Below are 14,517 nucleotides of genomic sequence, written 5' to 3' on the forward strand. Positions count from 1 at the left end.
GCGCCCGCTGCCTCCGGAACGGCCGCCACCGCCGCCGGTGGGGTGGTTCCCGTGCCCGCGCGGGTCGTCACCGGGGCGGGGCGGTTCACGTTCGACGCCGCCACGCCGCTGGCCGCCGACCCGGCGCTCGCCAGGGCGGCGGCGTGGCTGCGCGAGACGCTCGGCCCGGCCACCGGCCTGCCGCTGCCCGAAGGCCCCGGCGGCGTCGAGATCCGCCTCACCGACGGGCTCGGCCCCGAGGAGTACCGGCTCACCGTCACCCCCGCGTCGGTGCTGATCGAGGCCACGGCTCCGGCCGGCGCCTTCTACGGGGCCCAGACGCTGCGCCAGCTCCTCGACCCCGCCGCGTTCCGGGCGGGCCGCACCGGCGACCGTACGTGGACGGTCCCCGCCGTCACGATCGCCGACGCCCCCCGCTACGCCTGGCGCGGCTGCCTCATCGACGTGGCCCGCCACTACCTGCCGAAGAACGACCTGCTGCGCTACATCGACCTGCTGGCCACCCACAAGCTGAACGTCCTGCACCTGCACCTGACCGACGACCAGGGCTGGCGGCTGGAGATCAGGAAGTACCCGAGGCTGACCGAGGTCGGCGCCTGGCGGCGCGAGTCGCCGCGCGGCGCCAAGCGGCACGGGCTGTTCGACGGCCGCCCGCACGGCGGCTTCTACAGCCAGGAGGACATCAGGGAGATCGTCTCCTACGCGGCCGACCGGTTCGTCACGGTCGTCCCGGAGATCGACCTGCCGGGCCACACCCAGGCCGCCATCGCCGCCTACCCCGAGCTCGGCAACCTGGACACCCCGCTGGACGTGCGCACCGAGTGGGGCGTCGGCGAGAACGTGCTCAACGTCGCCGACGAGACGATCGCCTTCTTCACCGACGTCCTGGACGAGGTGCTGGAGCTCTTCCCCGGCGACTACGTCTGCGTCGGCGGCGACGAGGTGCCCAAGACCCAGTGGAACGAGAGCGTCCCGGCCAAGGAACGCATCCGCGAGCTGAACCTGCGTGACGCCGAGGAGCTGCAGACCTGGCTGATGCGGCACTTCACCGACTACCTGCTGGCCCGGGGCCGCAAGCCGCTCGGCTGGGACGAGCTCCTGGAGGGCGGCCTGCCGCCGGGGGTCACGGTCGCGGCCTGGCGCGGGGACAAGTGCGCGACGCTGGCCGCGCGGTCCGGCCACGACGTGGTCGTCTCGCCGTTCGCGGAGACGTACCTGGACTTCCGCCAGGCCGAGGGCGACCAGGAGCCGGTGCCGATCGGCAGCGTGACCTCGCTGGACGCGGTGCACGCCTTCGACCCGGTGCCCGCCGGTCTGACCGGGGAGGAGCGCGGCCGGATCCTCGGCGCGCAGGCGGCGCTGTGGACCGAGCACATCGACTCGCCGCGGCTGCTCGACTACATGGCCTTCCCGCGCCTGGCCGCCTTCGCCGAGGCGGTGTGGAGCGAGGAGCGCGACTTCGGCGGGTTCCTCGCCCGGCTCGCCGTGCACGAGAAGCGGCTCGACGCGCTGGGCGTGGAGTATCGCCCGGCCGGCGGACCGCACCCCTGGCAGCGCCGTCCCGACGCCCCCGGTCACCCCCGGACCAGGGCCGAGATCGACGGCAAGCTCGCCGCCTGGACCGCGAACCTGCGGTTCTGACACCCCCCACCTGGAGAAACCATGCGCCACCGCCTCCCCCTGGCCGGGCTGCTCGCCCTCGCCGTCCTCGCCGCGGGCTGCGGCTCCTCCGAGCCGGCCGCCGACGGCAAGGCCGCGATCACGTACGCCATCTGGGACAAGAACGACCAGGCCAGCGCCGAGAAGATCATCGCCGCCTTCCAGCAGGCCAACCCGAAGGTCACGGTCAAGCTGGAGATCACCCCGTGGGACCAGTACTGGACCAAGCTCCAGACGGCCGCGTCCGGCGGCGCGGCGCCGGACGTCTTCTGGATGAACAGCCTCAACGTCCGCATGTACGCCAAGGGCGGCGTCATCTCCCCGATCGACGCGGCCAAGGCCGAGGGCCTGCCGGACGCGGTCGTCGACGGCTACCGCTACGACGGCAAGCTGTACGCGCTGCCGCACAACGTGAGCATCCCGGCCCTCTGGTACGACAAGAAGATCTTCGACGCCGCCGGGCTGGACTACCCGACCGCCGACTGGACCTGGGACGACGTCAAGTCCGCGGCCAAGAAGCTGACCGACCCGGCCAAGAAGCAGTTCGGCATCCTGGCCCCGATGTGGGACCAGGGCGGCTTCTACCCGACGATGCTCCAGGCGGGCGGCCACGTGCTCTCGCCCGACGGCAAGAAGAGCGGCTTCGACGACCCGGCCTCGATCAAGGGCCTGGAGTTCTGGACCGGCCTGATCAAGGACAAGGTCGCGCCCGTCGCCGAGGTCTACACCGACACCGACCCCATCCAGCTCTTCCAGTCCGGCAAGTACGGCATGTACTACGGCGGCGTCTGGTTCGCCTCCACGTTCTGGTCCAACCCGGAGATCCGCGAGCGCATCGACGTGGCGCCGCTGCCCGCGGGCCCGGCGAAGGAGGCCGTCATCCTGCTCGGCCTGGCCAACGCCGTGTCGGCCAAGAGCGAGCACCCGGCGGAGGCGGCGGCGTTCGCCGAGTTCGTCTCCTCCGAGCAGGCGCAGAAGATCCTCAGTGACAGCGGCGGCGGCGCCCTCTCGCTCCGGCCGGGCACGCAGGACGGCTGGTTCAAGGCGTTCCCGTCCTTCCACCTGAAGGAGACCTACGACGCCTCGATGCCGCACGGCGTGCCGTACCCGGCGACGCTGAACACCGCGCAGTGGCAGGACGTGCAGCAGAGGCTGCTGGCCGACGCCTGGTCGGGCAAGCGGCCGGTCGCCGACGTCGCCAAGGAGATCGCGGCGCAGATGAACGAGATCCTGGCCAAGGAGTAACGGATGCTCTCCAAGCGCGAGTGGGTGTGGGGATACCTCCTCATCGCCCCGATGGCGCTGGGCCTGGGCGTCTTCTACCTGTGGCCCATCGCCCAGACGCTCTATCTCAGCTTCACCGAGTCGGGCGTCTTCGGCGGGCACACCTGGGTGGGGACGGACAACTTCACCGAACTGCTCGGCGACGACCAGATGCGGGACGCGCTCGGCAACACCCTGCTCTACGCGGTGCTGGTGCTGGCGGGCGTGCCGGTGGCGATCGTCGTGGCGGCGCTGCTGAACGTGCCGGGGCTGCGCGGCATGAGCGTCTACCGGACGCTGTACTTCCTGCCCGTCGTCACCATGCCCGCCGCCGTCGGCCTGACCTGGCGCTACCTGTTCAACGGCGACTTCGGCGCGATCAACCACTTCCTGGGCGAGCTGGGCATCGACGGGCCGTACTGGGTGGGCGACCCCGACTTCGCCATCTACGCGATCGCGATCGTCGGGGTCTGGAGCTCGGTCGGCTACAACGCCGTGCTGTTCCTGGCCGGGCTCCAGGGCATCCCGCGCCAGTACTACGAGGCGGCCTCGATGGACGGCGCGGGGCGGCTGCGGCAGTTCTTCCGCATCACGCTCCCGCTGCTCACGCCGACCACGTTCTTCGTCCTCGTGATCACCATGATCAACGCGTTGCAGGTCTTCGACCTGGTCTATCTCATGATCGACCTGAACAGCCCGGCGTTGAACGGCAGTCGCACGATCGTCTACCTCTTCTTCGAGAAGGGCTTCGTGCAGAACCAGCGCGGGCTGGCCGCGGCCATCGCCGTGGTGCTGCTCGGGCTGATCCTCGTGCTGACCGCCATCCAGTTCAGGCTGCAGAAGAAGTGGGTGCACTATGAGTAGGGCCAGGACGTGGCCGGCTCACGTGATCCTGACGGCGGGCGCGCTGGTGATGATCGCGCCGTTCGTCTGGCAGGTCGTGGTCTCGCTCCAGACGCTGCCCGACTCGCTGCGGGTGCCGCCGAAGTTCACGCCCTCGTGGGAGTGGTCCAACTTCCCCGAGGTCTTCCGCTCGGTGCCGCTGGCCAGGCAGTTCGTCAACACGGTGGTGGTCACCGTCGGCGTCACGGCGGGGCAGCTCCTGCTGTGCTCGATGGCGGCCTTCGCCTTCGCCCGGCTGCGCTTCCCCGGCCGGGGCGCGATCTTCATGGTGTTCCTGGCCATGCTCATGGTGCCGGGCGAGCTGTTCATCATCCCGCGCTACGAGATCATGCAGGGGCTCGGCTGGCTGAACACGCTGCAGGCGCTGATCGCGCCGGGCGTCTTCGGGGCGTTCGGCACGTTCCTGCTGCGGCAGTTCTTCCTCACGCTGCCCAAGGAGCTGGACGAGGCGGCGCGGCTCGACGGCGCCAACCCGCTGCAGATCTACTGGCACATCATGCTGCCGCTGGTGCGGCCGGGGCTGCTGGCGCTGGGGCTGCTGACCGTCATGTGGTCGTGGAGCAGCCTGCTCTGGCCGCTGGTGGTCAACACCGATCCGGAGATGATGACGCTGTCGGCCGGGCTCGCCTCGCTGCGCGGGCAGTTCCAGACGAACTTCCCCATCCTGTTCGCCGGTTCGGTGGTGGCCTCGCTGCCCGTGATCGCGCTGTTCGTGGTCATGCAGCGGCAGCTCATCGCGGGGATCGCGTTCACGGGCTCGAAGGGGTGACGCTCACGCGCCGCCCTTGAGCGAGGCCAGGATCTCCAGGTAGTGCGGGTTGTACATCAGGCCCAGGATGTTGCCCCACGGGTCGATGACGCTCGCGGTGATGAAGCCGGTGCCGCGGTCGTGCGGGGAGTCGTGCTCCTTGGCGCCCAGCGCCACCAGCCTCTCCAGGGCCGCGGGCACGTCGTCCACGTGCCAGTAGACGACGGCCCCGGCCGGCTGCCCGACGGTCTGCGGGGAGGGGGTCCTGGCCAGCTCGCTCCCGGCGTAGGCGCTGTTGACGACGCCGAACTCGTGCTGGTAGTCGCCGATGCGCCACTCCAGGTAGCCGGGCGTGTCCATGTAGGGCGGGATGCCGAACACCTCGGTGTACCAGCTCCTGGTGGCCTCGAAGTCGGGGGAGTAGAAGGTGGCGGTGGTGAGTCCTCGCAGCATGTCCGGTGCCTTTCTCGTGGTGATGTCTCCATTCTTCCCTTCAAAGTGCTCATCAACTGAGCACTTTCCTGGAGAGAATGGCGGACATGCGCGCTGACCGTCTCGTTGCCGCCCTGCTGCTGCTCCAGTCCCGTGGCCGGGTGACCGCCGCCGAGCTGGCCGAGGAGCTGGAGACCTCCGTCGCGACCGCCCGCCGCGACCTGGAGGCGCTGTCCGCTGCGGGCATCCCCGTCTACCCGCAGCCCGGACGCGGCGGCGGCTGGCAGCTCGTCGGCGGCGCCAGGACCGACCTGAGCGGGCTCAACGCCGCCGAGTCGCGCGCGCTCTTCCTGGTCCTCGGCCCGGCCGGCTCGGCGACCCCCGAGCTGACCTCCGCCCTGCGCAAGCTCGTGCGCGCCCTGCCCGCCACCTTCCGCGCCGACGCCGAGGCCGCCGCGCGGGCCGTCGTGTCGGACCCGGCGGGCTGGGGGGAGCGAGGCAAGGAGCCGCCCGCCCTGGTCGAGTCGCTGCAGACCGCCGTGGTGCGCAGGCTCAAGGTACGGCTCGCGTACCCGGGGAAGGACGGGCAGGCGGCCGAACGGCTCGTGGACCCGCTCGGCCTGGTCGACAAGGACGGGATCTGGTACCTCGTCGCGGGCACCCCGGCCGGGCGGCGGACGTACCGCGTCGACCGCGTCGCCGGGGCGGAGGTCACCGAGCTGCCCGCCGAGCGGCCCGACGGCTTCGACCTTCAGGAGGAGTGGGAGCGCGTCGCGGCGGAGATGGAGCGGCGGCGCTCGCTCGTCCACGCCGAGGTACTGGTCGGCGCCCGGTTCTTCCCGGTGCTGCGGACGCACTTCGGCCGGCACTGCGAGCTCGTCGCCGAGGAGGACGGCGGGCGGGTCCGGGTGCGTGTCGCGGCGCACATGCCGCGCGCGGTCGCCGAGCAGCTCGCCGGGTGGGGCGCCATGATCGAGGTGGTCGAGCCGGAGGAGGTGCGCGCCGAGCTGGCGAGGATCGGGCGGGAGCTGGTCCGCCAGTACGAACCGGACATCCGTATCGATTCATCGCCGGGCGTGGACTGAACATGAGCTTGGCTCTACTTTTGCCCTATGTCGATGCTGCGGAAGCTGGCGGTGGCCGCCCTCCTCGCCCTGTTATGCCTGGCCCAGGCGGCCCCGGCGCTCGCCCATGAGGAGCGCCCGGTCACGTTCCCCGACGGCTCGGGCACCGTGCCGGTCTACCGGACCACCGGCCCCGAACTGCTCGTCTGCAAGAGCGACCGGGCCGACTTCGAGCGGCGCGTCGCCTCCTTCCCCGCCGCGCTCAAGGAGCAGAACCTCACCCTGTTCGAACGCTGCCAGAAGGACGGCTTCCGCCACCTCCAGGAGGCCGTCGACCAGGTCAAGGGCCCCGGCTACACCATCAAGATCCTCCCCGGCCTCTACCAGGAGGAGCCCAGCCTGCCCGAGCCCACCGGCGCCTGCGCGAACCTCCAGGCCCGCTGGTCCTCCTTCGGCTACCAGATCCTCTCCTTCGAGCAGCAGAAGCAGTGCCCGCACAACCAGAACCTGGTCGCCATCCTCGGCATCCAGGACCTCCAGATCGAGGGCACCGGCGCGTCCCCGCTCGACGTGGTCGTGGACGCCCAGTACAGGAAGCTGAACGCGATCCGCGCCGACATGACCGACGGCGTCTACTTCCGCAACTTCACCGCCCAGCGGACCACGTTCAACTCGCTCTACATCCTGGCCACCGACGGCTTCGTCATCGACCGCATGCTCACCCGGTGGAACGACGAGTACGGCTTCCTAACCTTCGCCTCCGACCACGGCCTCTACACCGACTGCGAGTCCTACGGCAACGGCGACAGCGGCATCTACCCCGGCAGCGCCTCCGACATCAACGCCGGCCGGGGCCACGACGTGCCCCGCTACGCGATCGAGATCCGCCGCTGCAAGAGCCACCACAACATGGTCGGCTACTCCGGCACCGCCGGGAACTCCGTCTGGGCGCACGACAACGACTTCTACGACAACATGGCCGGCGCCTCGATGGACAGCCTGTTCCCCGACCACCCCGGGCTCCCGCAGAACCACGCGCTGTTCGAGAACAACAGGATCTACGACAACAACGAGAACTACTACCGGCACGTCCGCGACGGCACCTGCGCCAAGCCCGCCGGGCAGCGCGGCTACGAGAGCGGCGTGGTCTGCCCCCAGATCGGCGTCGCGCCCGGCACCGGCATCCTGACGGCGGGCGGCAACCACAACGTCTACCGCGGCAACTGGGTCTACGGGCACGACAAGACCGCGTTCATGCTGCTGTGGGCTCCGGCGTTCCTGCGCGGCGAGGAGGCGCTGGGCAAGCAGGCCGACACCTCGCACGACAACTTCTACGGCGGCAACCGGCTCGGCGTCGCCCCCGACGGCACGGTCCGGCCCAACGCCACCGACGTCTTCTGGGACGGCCAGGGCAGCCGCAACTGCTGGGACACCCGGGCCGCGACCAGCCCGTACGTGGTGCCGGGCTGCGGCGGCAAGGCCGGCGAGCTCGCCGGGCCCGGCTCGCACCGGGTGGTCGGCGAGCCTGCCAAGCTCGCCCACTCGCTGGTGTGCGCCGAGTACAGCGTGACCGAGCGGCGACTGCCCGCCGGGTGCGACTGGTTCGGCGCGTCCGGCCTGGCCAGGGTCGAGGTGCAGGTGACGCTCGGCACGTCCGTGCTGCTCGGGCTGCTGGTGGCGCTGCTGTGGTGGCGGCGGCTGCGCGGCGCCGGCAGTCTGGGGACGGTGTCGGCGGCGCTCGCGCTGGCCGGGCTGGCGCTCGACGTCCCCGGCGCCGCCCAGGACCACACGCTGCTGCCCGCCGCGGCCCTGCTGCTCCTGGGCGCGGGGCTGACCGGCATGGGACTGGCCCTGCGGCGCCCGTACCGCTTCTTCGGCGGCGCCACCGTCGTGTTCGGCGTGCTGACGCTGCTCGACGCGGTGGACAAGTCGCTGATGCTGATCCCGTGGCTGCCGCTCAGCCCGGCCTGGTTGCGGGTGCTGTTCGCGATCGTGTGGGTGCTGTGGGCGGTGGTGCGCCTCGCGCCGCTCCCGCCGGGCAGCAGGGCGCCCGAGCCCGTCGCCGCCGAGGCGGCCGCATGACCCGCCTCCCCCTCGGAGTCCTGGCCGTGGCGGCGGCGCTGCTGCTCGGCGGGTGCGGCGAGCCGGTGACCACGCACCACCGGCCCGGCACCGACCACGCGCCCGCCACCGCCTCGGCCGGCACCCCCGGGCCGCCGCACGCCCACGGCGACCACCGCACCCGCGACGTCCCCGCCGCCGAGGCCCCCTCGGTGCGGCTGGAGGTGCGGCCCGACAGCGACTCGGGCTGGAACCTGCGCCTGGTCACCGAGCGGTTCACGTTCACCCCCGACAGCGTCGGCGGGGCCGCGCTGCCCGGCACCGGGCACGCCCACCTCTACCTCGACGGCAAGAAGATCGCCCGGCTGTACGGCCCCTGGCACCACCTGCCGCGCGAGGCCGTGCCGCCGGGCAGCCACACGCTCGCCGCCCGCCTGAGCGCCGACGACCACACGCTCTGGTCGGTGGCCGGCAAGCCGGTGGAGGGCACCGCCACCGTCGAGGGACCCGCCCCGGAGGCGAACACGACCGGTTCCGCGACAGCCACCGGCCCCGCGACAGCCACCGGCCCCGCGCCGGTCACCGTCGCCGTCAGCGTCAGCGGAGGCAAGGTGACGCCGCCACCCGGCCGCGTCGAGGTCGCGAAGGGCGGCCGGGTGCGGCTGGAGGTCACGGGCGACCGGGCCGACACCGTCCACGTGCACGGCTTCGACCTCGAACGCCCCCTCATCCCGGGCACCCCGCTCGTCCTCGAGTTCACCGCCGACCGCAGCGGCCTGTTCGAGGTGGAGACCCACGACTCCCGCCTCGTCCTGACCCAGCTCGTCGTCCGATGAGCGGCATCCTCGCGCACGGCATCGGGTCACGCCACGACCTGCCGATCCCCGCGTTCTACGCGTTCGCGGGGGCGCTGGCCGCGCTCGTCGTGTCGTTCCTCGGGCTGGCCGTGCTCTGGGCCGAGTCGAAGTTCCGCGGCCGGGAGGCCGGCCTGGCGCTGCCGCACGTGATGCAACGGCTCGCCGACGCCCCCGCCACCCGGACGGCGCTGCGCGCGCTCGGCCTGGCCGGAGCCGCGTTCACGGTGTTCCTGGCCGCGTTCGGGCCAGACGACCCGGAGCGCAACGCGGCGGCCACGCTCGTCTACGTCGTCTTCTGGGTCGGCCTGGTGCCCGCGTCGCTGCTGTTCGGGCCGGTGTGGCGGCTGGTCAACCCGCTGCGCGCCGTCCACGCCGCACTCGCCCGGCTGCCGGGGCGGCGCCGCGACCGGGAGCCGCCCGCGTGGCTCGGCCACTGGCCGGCGGCGGCCGGGCTGCTCGCCTTCACCTGGCTGGAGCTCGTCGCCCCCGAGCCCGCCGCCAACTCCTCCATGCTGGCGTTCTTCGGCTGCTACGCCGCCGTGCACCTGACCGGGTCACTCGTGTACGGGCCGCGCTGGTTCGACCGGGCCGACGCGTTCGAGGCGTACTCGGCGCTGATCGGACGGCTGGCCCCGCTCGGCCGCCGCGCCGACGGCAGGATCGTGCTGCGCAACCCGTTCCACGGCCTGGACGCGGTGACGCCCGTCCCCGGGCTGGTGGCGCTGGTGTGCGTCATGCTCGCCTCCACCGCCTACGACGGCTTCTCCGACGCCCCCGTGTGGGTGGACACCCTGCAGAGCGCCGCCGCCGGCCCGACCGCCACCGGCACGCTCGGCCTGCTCGCCGCCGTCGCCGGGGTCGCCCTGCTGTACGGCGCGTGCATCGGTGTCGCCGGCCTGATCGGCGGCTCCCGGCGGCCCGGCGACGGCAACCTGCGGGCCTTCGCCCACTCGCTGGTGCCCATCGCCGTCGGCTACCTCGTCGCCCACTACTTCTCGCTGCTGGTCATCGAGGGGCAGCGGGCGTTCATCCTCGCGTCGGACCCGCTGGACACCGGCCTCGACCTGCTCGGCACCGCCTCGCGCACCGTGGACGAGGCGGTGGTCTCGCCGGGCACGATCGCCACCGTGCAGGTCGTGTCCATCGTCGCCGGGCACGTGCTCGGCGTGATCGCCGCCCACGACCGCTCGGTACGGCTGTTCGCCCCCGCCAAGGCCGTCGCCGGGCAGATCCCGCTGTTCATCCTCATGGTCTGCTACACGCTCGGCGGGCTCACCCTCCTCCTGGCCGCATAGCGACCTTTCTGCCGGTGACCGGATGGAGATGGTCATGAGCCGGTGAAGCTCCGTACTGGCGTGCGCGGTCCGGGGGCGGCCGAGGGAAGGCCACGCTTATGGCAGATGTGCAAATCGCGTGCGTCGGCGGGGGACCGGCCGGCCTGTACTTCTCGATCCTGATGAAGCAGGTCGCCCCGGCGTACGACATCACCGTCTATGAACGGAATCCGGCCGGATCCACGTACGGCTGGGGAGTGACCTTCTGGGGCGAGCTCCTCGACGACCTGCTCAGCGCCGACCCCGAGTCGGCGGAGGCGATCAGGAAGAGCTCGTACCGCTGGGACAGCTGGATCATGAACGTCCACGACCGCGCCAGCCTGGGCGGCGAGAACTGGGACGAGGGCTTCGGCATCGGCCGCCGCGAACTGCTCGGCATCCTCGCCGACCGGGCCCGCTCGCTCGGCGTCCGCGTCGAGTACGAGCGCGAGATCACCGGGGAGGACGACGTGGCCGGGGCGGACCTGATCGTCGCCGGCGACGGCGCGGGCAGCGCGCTGCGCGAACGCCACGCCGAACACTTCGGGACCAAGGTGACGACCGGCCGCAACCCGTACGTGTGGCTGGGCACGACGAAGCTGTTCGACGGCTTCACCATCGCCTTCACCGAGACCGAGCACGGCTGGATCTGGTGCTACGGCTACGGCTACGGCGAGAACCGCAGCACCTGCGTCATCGAGTGCTACCCGCAGACCTGGCAGGCGCTCGGCCTGGACCGGGCGAACGAGGCCGAGATGCTGGTGCTGCTGGAGAAGCTGTTCGCCGACATCCTCGACGGGAACCCGCTGATCGGCGGCGCGGGCGCGCGCTGGCAGCGCTTCCGCACCGTGACCAACCGGACCTGGCACCGCGGCAACCTCGTCCTGCTCGGCGACGCCGCCCACACCACGCACTACTCCGTCGGCGCCGGCACCGCGCTCGCCCTGGAGGACGCCACCTACCTGGTCGAGGCGCTGGTCGAGGAGAAGAGCCTGGAGCCCGCCCTGGCCCGCTACGGGCGCGACCGCCGGGGCGCGCTCCGGCTCACCCAGCGCGACGCCCGCTACAGCGCCCGGTGGTACGAGAACCTGACCCGCTACATCGGCCTGCCGCCGGAGCAACTGCACGCGCTGCGCAGCCGGCGGCACTCGCGGCTCCTCCCGCACGTGCCGCCCCGGCTCTACTACCAGGGCGTCAGCCTCGGCTCCAAGGCCGCCCGGCTGCTGCCCGGCCGCCGGTCCGCCACGTAGGAGAAATTTCCGGAAGCCGTGTCGATCCTGGCGCCGCCCGATCGACGCACAGGCGAGAGGACAGAACGCGACGCACGAAGGAGACCTGATGAGCACCGTGGTGATGCACAACGTGGTGTCGGTCGACGGCTTCATCGCCGACCTGGACGACCAGGTCGGCCCACTGTTCGAGTGGTACGGCAACGGCGACGCCGAGCTCGCCGAAGGCAGCCCGATCAGGGTGTCGCAGGCGTCGGCCGACTACGTCCGCCCGATCTGGGCGGGCATGGGGGCGATGGTGATCGGGCGGCACCTGTTCGACATGACCAACGGCTGGGACGGCTCGCCGCCGGCGGCCGAGCACGTCGTCGTGGTGTCGCACCGGCCCAAGCCCGAAGGCTGGCACCCCGAGGCGTCCTACCACTTCGTCGGCGACGTGGCCGAAGCGGTCGCCAAGGCCAAGGAGCTCGCCGGGGAGCGCACCGTCGCCGTCGCGGCGGGCGACGTCGGCGGGCAGGCGTTCGCGCTCGGCCTGGTGGACGAGGTGGCGATGGACGTCGTGCCCGTCGTCTTCGGCTCCGGCAAGCGCTACTTCGGCTCCGTCGACGCCCAGCACCTGCTGGAGGACCCGCACGTGGTCGTCCGGGGGAACCGGGTGCTGCACCTGCTCTACAAGGTCCGCCGCTAGGCCAGCTCGACGTGGTCGAGCTCGGCCCACCGGCTGTGGTGCCGGAAGCGCAGCGTGTTCCAGCCCTGGACCAGCGTGACCGTGGCCGGGACCTCCTTCCACCGGTCCCAGCCGTGGTCGGGATAGTCCAGTACGAACGCGGACGAACCATTCACGGTCACGGTGTGCTGCGCATGGCCGTACCCCGCCGCGTACGTGACGTACGCGGTGTAGGTCCCGGCCGCCGGCGCGAACACGCGCAGGTCCACCCAGCTGTCGTCATGGTCCAGCCCGGCCACGACGGCGCCCTGCGAAGCCCCGGCCGCGCCCGAGCGGACCCTCGCGTGGTGGATCGTGCCCCGCTCGGCCTCGTACCGGACCCTGCTGCCCCGCACCACCGGGAACCCGTCGGCCCAGCCCAGGCTCGCCGCGTACATCCAGCGGGCCGTGCCCGCCCAGCCGTGGAAGAAGAGGCGGTCGCCGAGCACGTCCGCGCCGCCCGGCCCGCGCACCGCCCCGCCTAGCGTGCGGGTCGTCAGCAACGGCCGGTACGCCTTCGTGAACGGCCCCGCCAGCGTCGGCGCCACGGCGTAACCCGTGAAGTAGCGGTCGTCGCCGTACGGGCCGCCCGAGTAGAACAGCACGTACTGGCCGGGACGCCTGACCAGGACCGGCGCCTCGATCACGCCGTGCTCCTCCGGCGCGTCGTTGCGGATGAGCTCGCGGCGCGGGCCGGTGAACGTGACGCCGTCGTCGAGCACCCGCTGGAGCCAGACGATCGCCGGCCTGCGCACCGCGTTGCCGTCGTTCTTGTAGAGCAGGTAGCGCCTGCCGTCGGCATCGGTGAAGCTCGCCGGGTCGATCGCGCCGCCCTCGCTCGGGTCGCACACCAGCGGGCCGTCACCGAGCGGCCGGAACGGGCCGAGCGGGCCGTCCGCGAGCGCCGCGCCGATGCAGCGACGGCCCGCGGCGGCGCTGGGCGCGGTGAAGTACATGAGGTAGCGGCCGTCCGGGCGGCGCGACACGTCAGGCGCCCACAGGCCGCAGTCGGCGCCGCCCCCGCAGGCCACCGCCCAGGACGGGCGGACGGGCAGCGCGTCGCCGCGCACCGTCCACGGGCCGTCCGCCGCCGGCGCCGTGGCGAAGGGGATGTTCCCCGCGCCGCTGCTCGTGGAGTAGGCGTGGAACGTCCCGCCCGCCTCGATCACGTCCGGGTCCGGGAAGTCCGTGGAGATCACGGCCGCCGGGGGCACGGTGGCCGCCGGGGCGGCGGCCGTCAGGGGCAGGGCCGCTGCCAGCAGGGCACGCAGGAGACTCATTCGACAGTCCAGTCCTCGGGTCGGGGCGGGTAGGCGAACGTCTGCGTGTCGGCCCAGTCCTCGCCGACCGTGCCGTAGTCGTGCGCGGCCTCGCTGGAGGCGTGCGACTCGCCGACGTCCACCGTGTCGGCCGTCTCCCACGCGCCGTCCAGCCGCTGCTCCACGACGTACAGGAACTCGTTGAAGCCGGAGGAGGAGAGCGACGTGTTGACCACCGTCAGCTTGCGCCGCCCGGCCGTCAGCTCCGGCGGCAGTTCGACGACCTGGTTGCGCCACTTGTAGACGTCGTCGCCCATGAGCGGGCGCCACTCGCCGGCGGGCAGGCCGTTCACCGTGATGGAGGCGTGCTGCAGGGCCACCCCCACGTCCAGGCGGCGGATCAGGCGGACGCCGGTGTTGCGCGGCTCCACCGTCACCGTGAACCGGCTCCGGCCGCCACGGGGGAACGCGCGGCCGTCGTCGCTCACGATGTGGCCGGGCACCAGGGTGCGCCGGGACAGCGTGTCCGGCGTGCCACCCCACGGCCCCGCCGTCAACGCGACGCTCACCCCCACCCCCGCCACCACCGTCAACCCGGCGGCCACCAACACCACCTTCCGCCGCCGCCCTGCCCTCCGCCCTACTTCCAGAGAGGCCGGTCGGGAGGGCGCGGTGTTGGAGGGCGCGGCCCCGGAGGGTGCGGCCCCAGAGGGTGCGGCCCCGGAGGGCGTGGTGCCGGAGGGTGCGGCCCCGGACAGCCCGGCCCCGGTGCCGGGGGGCGTGGTGCCGGAGGGCCAGGCGGTGGATGGGCCCGCGCCCGATGCGGCGGTCCTAGGCGGCTCGGGTCCGGAATTCCCGGCCTCAGGCGTCCACGCCCCTGAGGGCCAGGCCCCGGACGGGCCTGCGCCCGAGGGGCTGGGCCCGGAGGGGCTGGGGTCGGAGGGACCGGCCCCGAACGGCCAGGTCCCGGAGGGGGCAGTTCCGGGCGGGGTGGCGGGTGGGGCGGCTCCGGGGGGTGGGGCT

At 72.5% G+C, this 14,517-nt stretch carries 13 protein-coding genes; 10 read left to right on the forward strand and 3 right to left on the reverse strand.

Annotated elements, in window-relative coordinates; all coding sequences use genetic code 11:
- Positions 1-42: 42 nt before the first annotated feature.
- Genes KME80_RS40430 through KME80_RS40445 form a run of 4 tightly spaced genes read left to right on the forward strand, consistent with a single transcriptional unit; the run spans position 43 to position 4,594 of the window.
- On the forward strand, positions 43-1,641 hold the full coding sequence (locus KME80_RS40430; protein WP_219515061.1) for a beta-N-acetylhexosaminidase: 1,599 nt from the start codon (positions 43-45) through the stop codon (positions 1,639-1,641).
- Between the two features lie 21 nt (positions 1,642-1,662).
- Positions 1,663-2,904: an ABC transporter substrate-binding protein gene (locus KME80_RS40435; RefSeq protein WP_219515028.1), complete on the forward strand. Its 1,242-nt coding sequence runs from the start codon at positions 1,663-1,665 to the stop codon at positions 2,902-2,904.
- A gap of 3 nt (positions 2,905-2,907) precedes the next feature.
- Positions 2,908-3,786 (forward strand): carbohydrate ABC transporter permease, encoded by an 879-nt coding sequence (locus tag KME80_RS40440; protein ID WP_219515029.1) that lies wholly within the window; start codon positions 2,908-2,910, stop codon positions 3,784-3,786.
- Positions 3,779-4,594, forward strand: a complete 816-nt coding sequence (locus KME80_RS40445; protein ID WP_219515031.1) for a carbohydrate ABC transporter permease — start codon at positions 3,779-3,781, stop codon at positions 4,592-4,594. Before KME80_RS40440 ends, KME80_RS40445 begins: the two co-directional genes overlap by 8 nt.
- A gap of 3 nt (positions 4,595-4,597) precedes the next feature.
- Here KME80_RS40445 and KME80_RS40450 read toward each other — a convergent pair whose 3' ends face one another.
- Complete coding sequence (locus KME80_RS40450; protein WP_219515032.1) at positions 4,598-5,026, reverse strand: VOC family protein; 429 nt, start codon at positions 5,024-5,026, stop codon at positions 4,598-4,600.
- An 86-nt stretch (positions 5,027-5,112) separates the two neighbouring features.
- Here KME80_RS40450 and KME80_RS40455 point away from each other — a divergent pair, with 86 nt between their 5' ends.
- The 6 genes from KME80_RS40455 (at position 5,113) to KME80_RS40480 (ending at position 12,217) form a co-directional block, all read left to right on the forward strand.
- Positions 5,113-6,090 carry a helix-turn-helix transcriptional regulator gene (locus KME80_RS40455; RefSeq protein WP_219515035.1) on the forward strand — a complete coding sequence of 326 codons (978 nt, stop codon included), beginning with the start codon at positions 5,113-5,115 and terminating at the stop codon, positions 6,088-6,090.
- A gap of 27 nt (positions 6,091-6,117) precedes the next feature.
- Entirely contained in the window at positions 6,118-8,151 is a 2,034-nt protein-coding gene (locus KME80_RS40460; protein ID WP_219515043.1) for a right-handed parallel beta-helix repeat-containing protein, read from the forward strand.
- Positions 8,148-8,966 carry a hypothetical protein gene (locus KME80_RS40465; RefSeq protein ID WP_219515049.1) on the forward strand — a complete coding sequence of 273 codons (819 nt, stop codon included), beginning with the start codon at positions 8,148-8,150 and terminating at the stop codon, positions 8,964-8,966. The genes KME80_RS40460 and KME80_RS40465 overlap by 4 nt, the downstream gene beginning before the upstream one ends.
- Complete coding sequence (locus tag KME80_RS40470; protein ID WP_219515051.1) at positions 8,963-10,282, forward strand: hypothetical protein; 1,320 nt, start codon at positions 8,963-8,965, stop codon at positions 10,280-10,282. Before KME80_RS40465 ends, KME80_RS40470 begins: the two co-directional genes overlap by 4 nt.
- Positions 10,283-10,380: 98 nt before the next feature.
- A complete protein-coding gene (locus tag KME80_RS40475; RefSeq protein WP_246646555.1) occupies positions 10,381-11,550 on the forward strand; it encodes an FAD-dependent monooxygenase in 1,170 nt (389 codons plus the stop codon).
- An 88-nt stretch (positions 11,551-11,638) separates the two neighbouring features.
- Complete coding sequence (locus KME80_RS40480) at positions 11,639-12,217, forward strand: dihydrofolate reductase family protein (RefSeq protein ID WP_219515053.1); 579 nt, start codon at positions 11,639-11,641, stop codon at positions 12,215-12,217.
- Here the strand turns inward: KME80_RS40480 and KME80_RS40485 are convergent.
- Both KME80_RS40485 and KME80_RS40490 read right to left on the reverse strand, forming a co-directional pair.
- Positions 12,214-13,515, reverse strand: coding sequence for a family 43 glycosylhydrolase (locus tag KME80_RS40485; protein ID WP_219515055.1), 1,302 nt, complete (start codon positions 13,513-13,515; stop codon positions 12,214-12,216). The genes KME80_RS40480 and KME80_RS40485 overlap by 4 nt on opposite strands.
- The gene (locus tag KME80_RS40490) at positions 13,512-14,099 is read right to left on the reverse strand and encodes a hypothetical protein (RefSeq protein ID WP_219515057.1); all 588 of its coding nucleotides are present in this window, start codon (positions 14,097-14,099) and stop codon (positions 13,512-13,514) included. Before KME80_RS40490 ends, KME80_RS40485 begins: the two co-directional genes overlap by 4 nt.
- Positions 14,100-14,517: the final 418 nt, after the last annotated feature.

Origin of the sequence: Nonomuraea ceibae (genome assembly GCF_019396325.1) — a bacterium.
GTDB classification, from domain to species: Bacteria; Actinomycetota; Actinomycetes; order Streptosporangiales; family Streptosporangiaceae; genus Nonomuraea; species Nonomuraea ceibae.